The sequence below is a fragment of the Streptomyces sp. BK340 genome, assembly GCF_007827595.1.
Lineage (GTDB): Bacteria > Actinomycetota > Actinomycetes > Streptomycetales > Streptomycetaceae > Streptomyces.
Map to the genome: position 1 here is coordinate 25,931 of NZ_VISR01000017.1, position 12,786 is coordinate 38,716.

The following is a 12,786-nucleotide window of genomic DNA, read 5'->3' on the forward strand; positions in this document are numbered from 1 at the left end:
CCGTCGTCGTCCGTACGACTCCTGCCACCGCCGGAAGTCATCGCCCGGGCCGGCCGTCAGCGGGACGGCTGCCCGCTGCCCGCCGGGTCCACCGTCGCCTGATGGGCCTCGGCCAGATGCTCCTCCGCCTTCAGCCAGGGCAGGAACTGGACGCTTCTGCGCCAGCCGCAGGTGTCGCATCTGATCGTGCGCTGCACGCCCGTGCGCCGCACCCGGACCACGTGCTCCCGGCCGTGCTGGTCCCAGCGGCTGACCTTGCTCGTGCTGTTGTCCTGCGGCATGACGCCTCCCCGCGTCCGGCACACCTCGACGCCAGGAGTGTGCAGCAGGAACAACATCGACAGGGAGACGTTCGCGGCGAGTTGACCGAGCCGTGTCCCGGCTCAGCCGACCGTGCGGGGCAGCCGCAGGCTGAGCAGACCGGTCAGGACGATCCCGGCCAGCTGTACCAGCAGGGTGATGACCAGCGCGTCCCGCATGCCCTGGTGCGGCACGAGGGTGAGGAAGAGGGTGCCGAGGGTGGCCACGCCCAGGGCGAGCGCGGACTGCTGGGTGGTCACCATCACACCGCTGCCGACACCCGCCCGGTCCGGCGGCATCTCGGACATCACGATCCGCATCAGGTTGGGGAGCTGCAGCGCCTGCCCGGCCCCGGCCACGGCCGCGCCCGGCAGCAGCGAGCCGAAGTCCAGATGCGGCCAGTCGCGCCAGGCGGCCAGGACGATCAGCAGCACGCCCACGCCCTGCACGGCGGCGCCGGCGGTGACCGCCCGGGTGCCGAACCGGGCGATGAGACGCGGCCCGGCGAGCGAGACGAACAGGAACACCACGGCCATCGGCACGAGCGCGAGCCCCGCCCGCACCGGCCCGAGCCCGGCGCCCTGCTGCAGCGCCAGCGCGATCACGAACATGAACCCGCTGAACCCGATCGAGAACGGCAGCATCAGCACCAGCCCCCGCCGCAGCGACGCATGCGCGAACAGGCTCGGCGGCACCAGCGGCGTCCGCCCGCGCCGGTCCGCCCGCCGTTCCACCGCGTAGAACGCGGCCGCGGCGATCGGGAACGCGGCCAGCGACAGCCACGTCCACAGCGGCCAGCCCGTCGCCCGGCCCTCGGTGAGCGGGGCCAGCAGGGTCAGCAGGGACACCGCGAGCAGGACGGTGCCGGGCCCGTCGACGGGCTCCGGGCGCTGTGACCGGGTCTCCGGTACGAACCGCACGGCCAGCACCAGCCCCAGCAGCACCACCGGCACATTGACGAGAAAGATCGACCGCCACCCGCTCCCGGCGATGTCCGCGGCGACCAGCACACCACCGAGGATCTGCCCCGCCACCATCGACAGCCCGGCCGTGGCGCCGTACAGACTCATGGCCCTGGCCCGCCGGCCGCCGCTCGTCGCGGCCTGGATCGTGGCGAGCACCTGCGGCAGCATGGCCGCCGCCGACGCGCCCTGCGCGACCCGCGCCGCGACCAGGCTCCAGGCCCCCGGGGCCAGCCCGCACGCCAGCGAGGTCAGCCCGAAGGCGGCCATACCGCCGAGGAACAGCCGCCGCCGCCCGAACAGGTCCCCGAGCCGCCCGCCGAGCACGAGCAGCACGGCGTAGGCGACCCCGTACCCGGCCACGACCAGTTCGAGCACGGCCTCACCCGCGGCGAGATCGGCACCGATGGTGGGCAGGGCGACATTGACGATGAAGAAGTCGACCAGCGGCAGCGCCGCGGCCAGCAGAACGGTGAACAGCCCCGGCCCGCTCAGCACGGGGGATTGCGCCCGGGTACGGACGGCGGTGGTCGTGACGGTCTCTGTCATGCCTCCGAGCCTGCGCGCGGCCTCAGACTGGTACCAGAGCCTTCTTGTCCTGGTACAAGAACCACCTGGAAACAGTTTCCGCGCGACGGCACCCTGGAGGCATGACCACGATGGCTCAGGAGACCGCCGCCCCGGTGACACGGGGTTCGGAGATCCGCCGGCACGAGCTTGCCGCCTTTCTGCGCAGCAGGCGCGAGCGCATCCCGCCCGAGCAGGTCGGGCTGCCCCGCGGCACCCGGCGCCGCACCCCCGGTCTGCGCCGGGAGGAGGTCGCCCAGCTCTCCGCGGTCGGCGTCACCTGGTACACCTGGCTGGAGCAGGCCCGCGACATCCAGGTCTCCGTGCAGGTACTGGACGCCCTGGCCCGCTCCCTGATGCTGGACGCCAGCGAGCGCGCCCACCTGTTCCAGCTGGCCGGTGCCACCGACCCGACCCCGGCCGCGAGCTGCCCCAGCGTCACCCCGGCCCTGCGCGAGGTGCTCCGCACCCTGGAGCCGATCCCGGCCTGCGTCCAGAACAGCCGCTACGACATCCTCGCCTACAACCGCACCTACGCCCGTCTCCTGGGCGACCTGGACGCGATCCCGCCCGAGGACCGCAACTGCATGCTCCTCGTGCACACCAACTCCGACTGGCGCGCGGCCATCGTGCACCTGGAGGACTCCCAGCGCCTGATGGCCGCCCGCCTGCGCGCCGCCATGGCCGGCCACCTGGGCGAGCCCGCCTGGAAGATGCTCCTCAAGCGCCTGATGACGGTGTCACCCGAGTTCCGCGAGAACTGGGAGCGCTACGAGGTGGTGGGCACCCGCACCAAGACCAAGGAGTTCCTCAACCCGTACGTGGGCCACCTGACCCTGGAGCACACGGATCTGTGGCTGGGCCCGGAGGCGGGGGCGAGGATGATCACCTACTCCCCGAAGAACGAGGAGACCCGGGAGCGCCTGGAGAAGCTGCTCGAAATGGCCCGGGGCGAGATGACGTCCTGAGTCGCAGCGCCGCAGCTAGGCACGCTCAGAAGCCCCCACAACCTGTCGCACCTCGGCCGAGGACAGGGTCTCGGCCGTACGCTCGGCGGTCCGCCGGGCCCACCGCCCACTGCTGACCAGACCGAGCACCAGCACGGCCAGTCCACAGGCCGTCAGAATCCACCAGCCGGGCCGGGCCGCGGACACGAACGTGTCCTTGTACGACGACGAGCCGACCCCCGCGGCGAGGACCGCGCCCACTATCGCCACGCCCAGCGTCTGCCCCAGCTGTCTGCTGGTGGAGGCGACGGCGGCCGCGACCCCCGCCTGAGCCCGGGGCATCCCCGACACCGCCGTGTTCGTGATCGGCGCGTTCACGAACCCGAACCCGATCCCGAACAGCACGTACCCGGCGAAGAGCGTGGCATCGGAGGTCTCCGCCTCGAACGCGGCGAACAGCAGCCCGCTCGCGGTCATCGCGGCGCCGGCCACCAGCAACGGCAACCGCGGGCCGCGGCTGCCCACCAGCCGTCCGGACAGCGGCGCGCACAGGAACGTCGGCCCGGCCAGCGGCAGCATCCACAGGCCCGCGTGCAGGGCGTCGAGGCCGCGCACGTTCTGCAGGTACAGCGTGGACAGGAACAGGAAGCCGCCCAGCGCGGCGAAGGCGCTGATCGCGATCACGGTGGCCCCGCTGAACGGAGCGGAGCGGAAGAAGCGCAGGTCGATGAGGGGTTCGGCGCGCCGGGGCTCGTACCAGAGCAGTGCCAGCAGCGCGGCACAGGCCACCGCGGCGAACGGCAGGACCGTGCCGGGCCCGGAGTCCGGAGCCTCGATGATCGCGTACGTCAGCGAGCCGAACAGGGCGATCACCAGCACCTGGCCGACCGGGTCGGGGCGGCGGGGCCTGGGTGCGCGGGACTCGGGGACGAAACGCAGGGTGAGCAGCAGGGCGGCGAGGCCGACCGGGAGGTTGACCCAGAAGATCGAGCGCCAGCCGACCGACTCCACCAGCAGGCCGCCGGCGATGGGGCCGGCCGCCATGGAGATACCGACCACGCCGCCCCAGACGCCGATCGCGCGGGCGCGCTCGCGTGCGTCGGTGAAGGTGTTGGTGATGATCGACATGGCGACCGGGTTGAGCATCGAGCCGCCGACCGCCTGGACCATGCGGAAGGCGACCAGCAGCTCCAGGCTCGGCGCGAGGGAGCACAGCAGGGAGCCGATAGAGAAGACGACCAGGCCCGCCATGAACACCTTCCGGCGGCCGATCCGGTCGGCCGTGGAGCCCGCGAGCATCAGCAGCGAGGCCAGCACCAGCGTGTAGGCGTCGATCGTCCACTGCAGACCGGAGGTGGGGGCGTTCAGATCCCGCTGCAGCGAGGGCAGCGCCACGTTCAGGACGGTGTTGTCGAGGCTCACGATCAGCAGGCTCATGCAGCAGATCGCGAGTACGAGCAGACGTCGGCGGTGACTGAGCTCGGGCATGGGTCTCATCGTACGCCGATTTCGATAGTGCGTCTAACTAATGAGCGTTACACGATCATGGTGATCACGGCGATTATGGCGAGGACGCAGGGGGTGGCTCCGGCGGCTCGCGGAGCTGTCCGGCGGGTGAGGGACAATGGGTCCTTGCCTGTTGTCGCAGCCCGTCCCGGAGTCGTCTGATGACCCACCCGCTCACCATCGGCCCGCACGCCGTCGTGCCGCCCGTCGTGCTCGCACCCATGGCGGGGATCACCAACGCGCCCTTCCGCACGCTGTGCCGGGAGTTCAGCGGCGGCAAGGGGCTGTTCGTCAGCGAGATGATCACGACTCGCGCGCTGGTCGAGCGCAACGAGAAGACCATGCAGCTGATCCACTTCGACGCGACCGAGACGCCGCGCTCGATCCAGCTGTACGGCGTCGACCCGGCGACCGTCGGCAAGGCCGTCCGCATGATCGCCGAGGAGGACCTGGCCGACCACATCGACCTGAACTTCGGCTGCCCGGTCCCGAAGGTGACGCGCAAGGGCGGCGGCTCGGCCCTGCCCTACAAGCGGAACCTGCTGCGCGCGATCCTGCGCGAGGCGGTCTCCGGCGCGGGCGACCTCCCGGTCACGATGAAGATGCGCAAGGGCATCGACGACGAACACATCACCTTCCTCGACGCCGGCCGCATCGCCGTCGAGGAGGGGGTCACGGCGATCGCGCTGCATGGTCGTACGGCCGCCCAGCACTACGGCGGCACGGCCGACTGGGACGCCATCGCCCGCCTGAAGGAACACGTCCCGGAGATCCCGGTGCTCGGCAACGGCGACATCTGGTCGGCGCAGGACGCGCTGCGGATGGTGCGGGAGACCGGCTGCGACGGCGTGGTCGTCGGGCGGGGCTGCCTGGGCCGGCCCTGGCTCTTCGCCGACCTGGTGGCCGCGTTCGAGGGCCGCACGGAAGACATCGAGCGGCCCACGCTCCGCGAGGTGGCCGACATCATGGTCCGGCACGCCACCCTCCTCGGCGAGTGGATCGGCGACGAGTCGAAGGGCGTCGTCGACTTCCGCAAGCACGTGGCCTGGTACCTGAAGGGCTTCTCGGTCGGCTCCGAGATGCGCAAGCGTCTCGCGATCACGTCCTCGCTGCAGGAGCTGCGGGCCGGCCTGGACGAGCTGGACCTCGACCAGGCCTGGCCGGCCGGCGCGGACGGCCCCCGCGGCCGCACGTCCGGCAACAACCGAGTGGTGCTGCCGGACGGCTGGCTGAAGGACCCGTACGACTGCGCGGGCGTCAGCGAGGACGCGGAGCTGGACACCTCCGGGGGCTGACCCCGGAGCCGGTCTCAGCCGTTCTTCGGGTGCGGGGTCGAGCCGTATGCCGTCAGGAAGCGGTCGCGGAACGCGCTCATCTTCCAGACCGGGGCACTGTGCGCGGGGCGGAGGCCGTCCGTCCAGCCCCAGCCGGCGATCTTGTCCAGGACCTTCGGGTCCTTGGCGACGATCGAGATCGGCACGTCACGGCTGGCGTGGTTGCCGCTGACCCGGGCGATCGGCTGGTGGTCGCCGAGGAAGACCAGCACGGTGTCGTCGGTGCCGTAGCGCTCCAGCCACTCGGTCAGCGCGGTCACCGAGTACTGGATCGACTTGCCGTACTCCTCGCGGGACTTGGTGGTGTCGGCGATGACGTCGGCCGGCTTGTTGCCCGCTGCCTGGATGCCCTTGAAGATCGAGCCGTCGCCCAGCTGGTCCCAGCCGACCATCTTCGGGATCGGCGCCCACGGCTGGTGGCTGGAGGTCAGGATGATCTCCGACATCATCGGCTTGTCGTGCTTCCTGCCGTGCACCCGCTGCTGGAACTGCTCGAGCGCGTACTGGTCAGGCATGGTCGACCAGCTGAACTTCGGTCCCTTGTAGCCGAGTTCGAAGGCGTTGTAGACCTTGTCGAGGCCGTAGAAGCTCTGCTCCGGCCAGGCCTTCTGCACGCCCGGCATCACACCGACCGTGTTCCAGGCGCCCGTCTTCTTGAAGGCCTTGGTGAGGCTGAGGTGGTCGCTCGCCATGACGGTGCGGTAGCGCTGCTGGTTGTTGATCCACAGCCCCGACAGCGTGGTGGAGTGCCCGAGCCAGCTGCTGCCGCCGTAGGTCGCCGAGGTCAGCCAGCCGCTCTTGGCGTGGTAGCCGGCCTTGGCGATGGCCTTGGTGCGCGCGTCCAGGGTGCTGTCGACGCCGGGCGCCATGATCGGGTCCTCGATGGCGCTGCGGCCGTAGCTCTCGATGAACGTGAAGATCATGTCCTTGCCGCGCAGGTCGGGCACGAGCTGGGAGGCGGGGGTGTTGCCGAAGGCGTCCACCTTGGCCACCTTCTGGAACTCCGCCTCGTCCCGCAGGGTGTCCGCCACCCGGCGGGCCTGGATCTTCACACCGGCGGCCGTGCGGTCCGAGGCGATCGGCACGCCGGAGATCTGCAGGCCGAGCGAGGAGCAGGTGATCCAGACGACGCCCGCGACCAGCGTGCCGCGGGTCGCGGTGCCGGTGTGCCGGGCGAGCAGGTTGCTCAGCCGGACCGTGGACAGCGCCAGCAGCACGAACAGCAGCAGGATCACCGCGATCAGACCGGCGGTGGCGGCGAGTGTGGCCGTGCGGCCCAGCGAGTCCTCCAGGTACGACTGCGCGTCGCCGAGCAGGCTCCAGTCGAGAACCAGGTTGAAGCTGCGGCCGAGATACTGGTTGAACCCCATGTCGAGCAGGTTCAGCACGGTCATCGCGCCGAGCGCGACCCCGGACACGGCGGCCAGCACGATCCGGGGCCGGCGCGGCAGGGCGAGCATCAGCGCGGCGCCGATGACGGCCTCTCCCGGTATGCGCAGGAACTTCTCGGGCCCGAGCCGGACGACACTGTTGGGCATCACGAGCGCGGCGACCACGAGGAGCGTGGCCAGCACGTTGACGCTCACGGAGAGGACCTGCGCGGCAGTCGGGTGCGCCTCCCGCCAGCGCCGCGTCCGCGAGGACCAGAACACCCGACTGCGGCGGGCCGGGCGGGGGGTGGCTTCTTCGGCGGGCTGCTCGGGGGCGTCCTTCCGGGCGTCCGCACGGGATTCCTCGACGGTTTCCGCGGCGGTGGCCTCGGGCGCATCCGAACCCGTTTCCGCCAGGGTTGCAGCGGCGGGCTTCTCGGCGGCTTCCTCGGGCGCTTCCGTGGAGGTTTCCGGGGTGGCTTGAGCGGTTGCTGCCGCGCCGGTTTCCGTCAGGGGTGCAGCGGCGGTTCCCTCGGGCGCTTCCGCCACGGTTTGCGGGGCAGCTTCGGTGGGCGCTTCCGCCAGGGTGTCCGGGGCAGCTTCAGCGGGTGCTTCCGCTGTGGGTTCCACCGGGGTTTTTGCCGGGGCTTCCTCGGCGATCCGGCCGGTGGCTTCCCGGGGTGCTTCCCCGGGCGCTTCCTCGGCTATGGAGTCCGCGACCGTGGCTGCCGGTGCGGGCTCTTCACGGAGGTCTTCCGCGGTCTCCGTCGTGCCGGCGGCTTTCGCCGCCGGCGTTCGCTCGTCGTCCCGTTCGTCGAGGACAGCCTCGGCTCCCCCTGCCGTACTCGATGACTGGCGCGTGCTCGTGTGCTGAGGCAACCCGGAGGTCCTTCCGTGCGAGACCCGTGACGGAGTCGGCGGGCCACGCTGGGGAGGCTGGACAGGGCCGGATGAACCCCGGCCCGCCTGGCCCGCCGTCATCCGGTACGGCCCGCCCGAGTCCGCTGTTCACGGCCCTCGGCAAACACCGGGCAAACGCCCGGTCAAAGTCCCTTCTCTCGCCGCGACTAGGCTCCGCCGACCGCCGTGAGCAGCGCGAGCGGCGCCGCCGCCGAACGGGATTCGCGGATGCACGCGTGCGGGTATGGAACGGGCACGGGATGGGTGTCGCGGCCGTAGCCCGCCAGCACCTCGGGCAGCCGGTGTCCGGCGGCCGTCGCCGCGTCGACCAGGGCGTGCGCCACCGTACGGGCCTCGTCGTGCAGGCCGTAGCGGGCCAGACCCAGCGTGATCAGCGCGTTGTCGTGCGGCCAGACCGAACCCCGGTGGTAGGAGAGCGGGTGGTACGCCGGCTGGCCGGAGGCGAGGGTGCGGACGCCCCAGCCGGAGAAGAAGTCCGGTTCCAGCAGCCGCCGGCCGACGACCTCGCCGTACTCCTTGTCCAGCAGCCCCGACCACAGCAGATGCCCCGCGTCCGAGGCCAGCGCGTCGACCTGGTGGCCCTCCCCGTCCAGCGCGAGCGCCGGGAAGGAGCGATCCTCCATCCAGAAGTCCCGCTGGAAGCGGTCCCGGAGATCGGCCGCCGCCTGCTCCAGCAGGGCGGCGTACGTCTCGTCGGCCCACACCGTGCGCGCCACCCACGCCGTGCGGCGCAGCGCGTCGTACGCGTAGCCCTGGGCGCCCGCCGCCATCACCGCGCCGGTGGGCCGGGTGCCGTCGGACCAGCAGATCGCGCCGGGGGAGTCCTTCCAGTTCTGGTTGGCGAGGCCCCCCTCGTCGGCGCGGTAGACGAGATAGCCGCGAGAGGTCAGCCCGCCGTGGTCCAGCATCCAGCCGATCGCCGCGCGGGCGTGCGGTTCGAGGCGGCGGGCCAGGACGGCGTCGCCGGTCTGTTCGACGTACGCCCCGAGCAGGATCAGGAACAGCGGGGTCGCGTCGACCGAGCCGTAGTACCGCCCGAACGGCACCTGCCCGAAGTGCGCCAGCTCGCCGTGCCGCACCTCGTGCACGATCTTGCCGGGCTGGGCGACCCGGGACACCGCGGTCCCGGTCGCCTGGGTGGCGGCCAGCGCGGGCAGGGTGGCCGCGGCCAGCTGAGGGCGGTACTGCAGGGCGAACAGGGCGGTGAGCAGGGCGTCCCGGCCGAGCAGGGTGAGGAACCAGGGGGCGCCCGCCGCCGGGACGCGCAGTTCCTCGCCGTCCGGTCCGGTCGCCGGGACCTGCAGCGCGGCCAGGTCGGACAGGCCGCGGGCGCAGGCCGCCGCCAGCTCCGGCCAGCCGGTCGGGAAGGCCACTCCCTCCACGAACCTCTCCTCCAGCGCGAGGACCTGCTCGTTCACCGAGGCGGGGGAGCGCGGCACGCGCAGGGCCCGCCTGTCGCCGTGCGGGCGGGCCATCACGCGCAGCACCAGCTCGGTCGTGCCGTGGGGTTCCAGGTCCAGGGTCCACACCAGGCGGCGCGCACCGGTGCCGGTCTCCTCGACGGCTTCGGGCGCGGGGTCGGCCGTGATGGTCGTACAGGACCGCCATTCGGCCCGCCGGTAGGTGAACTCGATGCCGTCGTCGAGGACGTGGCGGGAGCGTACGGCGCCTGCCTTGACGTAGGTGCGGTGGTCGGCGCGCAGCTCGAACTGGTCGGTGAAGTCGGCGTCGGCGGTGATGGCGAGCCGGACGGTGGTGGGCGCGGGACGGTTGCTGGTCACCCGCAGGGACTCGACGAACGAGCTGTCGCCGACGGCCTGTTCACGGAAGAGGGTGTGTGCGGGCGGCTCCTGCCGGCCGCCGCGCGGCACCAGCACGCACCGGGTCGTGTCGCCGTCCGTGACCGGCGTGAGCACCTCGGGCACCGCGCCGTCGACGGTGAGCTGCCAGCGGCTGAGGTGCCGGGCGTCCCGTACGAATAACCCGTCCGGGGAGCCGCCGCCCCGCACCCCGCTGATGTCGCCCCGGTCGCCCACGGCGGCGAACGTCGCCCCGTGCACGAGCAGATGATGCCGGTCCGTCATGCCCGGTCCCCTCCCTTGTCACTTCTGTCGAACGTGCCGGGGCCCGTGGGGGACACGCCGTGTCCCACGGGCCGGTGGAGCAGGTCGAGCGTGAGTGCGGCGGTCCAGCCGAAGCCGGTCGCGCCGCATGCCTCGCCGGTGTACGGGTCGACGTACTCGGCGAAGCCGGTGGCCCCGGCGAGGCTCAGCACCGCCTCCCGCAGCGCGTCGGCCCGCTCCCGGTCGCCGTGCGTGCGCAGCCCGCGCTCCAGCAGCCAGCTCGTGTTGAACCAGGCCGGGCCCCGCCAGTACCGGTGCGGGTCGAAGGCCTCACCGAGGAGGTCGTAGCTCGGCACCAGCCTGGTGTCGCTGCCGAGCCCGAAGTGCGGGCCGCCGAGCGTACGGACGAGGGTCGCGACCAGCTCGCGCGCTAGGCCGGGGAGGAGGAGCGGGACGAGGCCGGAGACGCTGCGCTCGGGAACCAGCCCGCCGCCCCGCAGGTCCCGGCACAGGAACATCCCGCTGGCCGGGTCCCACAGCCGCTCGGCCAGGGCCGCCGTCAGCCGTTCGGCGCGCGCGTGGCGGGCGGTGCCGGGCGCGCCCAGTTCCCCGGCGATCCGCGCCAGCGCATGCTCGGAGGCGATGAGGAGGGCGTTGAACGCCGGGTCCTCGACGGCGAACTCGGCGTGCCCGTCGGCGTACCCGGCGTCCCGGTAGTCCGAGGCCAGCCGTACGTACCGCCCGTAGTCCAGATCCGTCGGCCGGTCCTCGGCGGCGCCGTGGTCGAGGTCGGCGCGCCGGAAGGAGCGGGCCGGGGCCGGGGTCACGCGGGCCAGCGGGGCGTCCCAGCAGGGGCTGTTGTCCATTCCCTGCTCCCAGGGGTGCACGACCGACACCAGACCGCCCCCGCCCAGGTCCCGCCGGTGCAGCAGATACCGGTGCCAGGCGGCCAGCCGCGGATACACCCCCGCGAGGAAGCCGCGCGCCCGCGACAGACCGGGGTCGGCGCAGTGCACCAGCCAGGCCGCCAGCGCGTGCACCGGTGGCTGCACGATGCCGGAGGTCTGTACGGTGCGCGGGGCGCCCGCAGCACGCCCCGCGGTCGAGGAGCGCCAGAAGTCGGGGCTCGGGAAGTACGCGTCGAGGCGTACGGAGGGGTTGAAGACGATGTGCGGGACGCGCCCGTCGCCCCACTGGGCCGCCAGCAGCGTCTCCAGCTCCGTCTGCGCCCGCAGCGGCGAGAGGTGCCTGAGGCCGATCGCGATGAACGCCGAGTCCCACGACCACTGGTGCGGATACAGGCTCCGGGAGGGCACGGTCGAGCTGCCCGTCCAGTTCGCCTCCAGCACCTCGGCGGCCCTGACGTGCAGGGATGTGTACGCGGCCGGCGGATCGTATGCGATCTCGCGCTCCGTGACACGGGCAGTGAGCTGGGCAGTGCGATCCACTCGGGGCTCCCCGAAGACATCCGGCCGACCGGGTTTGGTTGTGGCTACCGCAGGGTTACGTCTATTTAACACGCAAAACTCAATATGTAAGGCAAACTTGAGAAACACAAGGGGGTGTGCATGACCGGACGGCCCGGCAGAACCGGCAAGGCCACGAAGGGCAGCAGTCAGGCCAGCGCCGGCGATCTGCTCGAACTGGTGCGCAGCGGGCGAGCCGTGACCCGCGGCGCGCTCCAGCAGGCCACCGGACTCTCCCGTGCCACCGTCGGCCAGCGCCTCGACCGGCTGTTCCGGGCCGGCTGGCTGCGCGAGGGCGCCGGCGGCCCGGTCGACTCGCCGCTCGGCGGGCGCCCCTCGATCACCCTGGAGTTCGACGACGCCCACGCGATCGTGCTCGCCGCCGACCTCGACACCCGGCACGCCCGGGCGGCCGTCCTCACCCTGACCGGCGAGATACTCGCCGAACACTCCGGCACCCTGGCCGTCGAGGACGGACCCGAGGCCGTCCTGGGCGAACTCGGCCGCTGGTTCGGCGAGCTGCTGGTCAAGGCGGGGCACCGGGCGGAGGAGGTGTGCGGCATCGGGCTCGCGGTGCCCGGTCCTGTGGACAGCGAGACCGGCCGGGTGGTGCAGCCGCCGATCATGCCGGGCTGGGACGGCTACGACATACGGGGCCGCCTCTCCCGCGCCTTCACCGAGCACACCGGCGCCCCCGCGGTCCCGGTGCTGGTGGACAACGATGCCAACCTCATGGCCTACGGCGAACAGCGCACCGGACACCCCGACTGCTCGGCATTCGTGCTGGTCAAGGTGTCCACGGGTATCGGCGCCGGAGTCGTCGTCGACGGCTCGATCTTCCGGGGCGTCGACGGCGGGGCGGGCGACATCGGACACATTCGGGTGGGCGCCGAGGCGCTGTGCCGGTGCGGTTCGTACGGCTGTCTCGCCGCCGTCGCCAGCGGTGGCGCCGTGGCCCGGCGGCTGGCCGAGTCCGGGGTGCCGGCCGCGTCCGGCTCGGACGTGCGGGACCTGCTGGCCGCCGGGCACCCGGAGGCGGCCGCACTGGCCCGGGAGGCCGGGCGCCAGGTGGGGGACGTGCTGGCGACGGTCGTGACCCTGCTCAACCCCGGCGTCCTGATGATCGCCGGGGATCTGGCCGGAACCCCCTTCCTCACCGGTGTCCGGGAGCTGCTCTACCAGCGGGCGCTGCCCCGCTCCACCGCCCACCTGGACGTCGTGACGTCCCGGCTGGGTGAGCGGGCCGGGCTGCTGGGCGCCGGGGCGCTGGTCGTGGAGCATCTGTACGCGCCGGAGCGGGTGGAGGCGCGACTCCTCGCACTGGGCGTGTGACGTGTGCGTTTCCCTCTG

General features: G+C 72.3%; 9 protein-coding genes. 3 read left to right on the top strand and 6 right to left on the bottom strand.

The genetic code is table 11. From position 1 onward, the window contains the following. Positions 1-56: 56 nt before the first annotated feature. On the bottom strand, positions 57-281 hold the full coding sequence (locus FB157_RS26910) for a hypothetical protein (RefSeq protein ID WP_145883240.1): 225 nt from the start codon (positions 279-281) through the stop codon (positions 57-59). A 102-nt stretch (positions 282-383) separates the two neighbouring features. After that, complete coding sequence (locus tag FB157_RS26915) at positions 384-1,811, bottom strand: MFS transporter (protein WP_145883241.1); 1,428 nt, start codon at positions 1,809-1,811, stop codon at positions 384-386. Positions 1,812-1,912: 101 nt separating this feature from the next. Here FB157_RS26915 and FB157_RS26920 point away from each other — a divergent pair, with 101 nt between their 5' ends. Continuing rightward, positions 1,913-2,797 (top strand): helix-turn-helix transcriptional regulator, encoded by an 885-nt coding sequence (locus tag FB157_RS26920; RefSeq protein ID WP_145883242.1) that lies wholly within the window; start codon positions 1,913-1,915, stop codon positions 2,795-2,797. Between the two features lie 15 nt (positions 2,798-2,812). Here FB157_RS26920 and FB157_RS26925 read toward each other — a convergent pair whose 3' ends face one another. Further along, a complete protein-coding gene (locus tag FB157_RS26925) occupies positions 2,813-4,264 on the bottom strand; it encodes an MFS transporter (protein WP_145883243.1) in 1,452 nt (483 codons plus the stop codon). Positions 4,265-4,443: 179 nt separating this feature from the next. Here FB157_RS26925 and dusB point away from each other — a divergent pair, with 179 nt between their 5' ends. Next, entirely contained in the window at positions 4,444-5,577 is a 1,134-nt protein-coding gene (gene dusB, locus FB157_RS26930) for a tRNA dihydrouridine synthase DusB (RefSeq protein WP_145883244.1), read from the top strand. A gap of 14 nt (positions 5,578-5,591) precedes the next feature. On the opposite strand, the gene FB157_RS26935 is transcribed toward dusB, so the two are convergent. The 3 genes from FB157_RS26935 to FB157_RS26945 form a co-directional block, all read right to left on the bottom strand. Continuing rightward, a complete protein-coding gene (locus FB157_RS26935; protein WP_145883389.1) occupies positions 5,592-7,202 on the bottom strand; it encodes a sulfatase-like hydrolase/transferase in 1,611 nt (536 codons plus the stop codon). Between the two features lie 851 nt (positions 7,203-8,053). After that, positions 8,054-9,991, bottom strand: coding sequence for a glycogen debranching N-terminal domain-containing protein (locus FB157_RS26940; protein WP_145883245.1), 1,938 nt, complete (start codon positions 9,989-9,991; stop codon positions 8,054-8,056). After that, positions 9,988-11,418, bottom strand: coding sequence for an MGH1-like glycoside hydrolase domain-containing protein (locus FB157_RS26945; protein ID WP_145883246.1), 1,431 nt, complete (start codon positions 11,416-11,418; stop codon positions 9,988-9,990). The genes FB157_RS26940 and FB157_RS26945 overlap by 4 nt, the downstream gene beginning before the upstream one ends. 120 nt (positions 11,419-11,538) lie before the next feature. On the opposite strand from FB157_RS26945, the gene FB157_RS26950 reads away from it, so the two are divergent. Beyond that, a complete protein-coding gene (locus FB157_RS26950; RefSeq protein WP_186581699.1) occupies positions 11,539-12,768 on the top strand; it encodes an ROK family transcriptional regulator in 1,230 nt (409 codons plus the stop codon). The last annotated feature ends 18 nt before the right edge of the window (positions 12,769-12,786 follow it).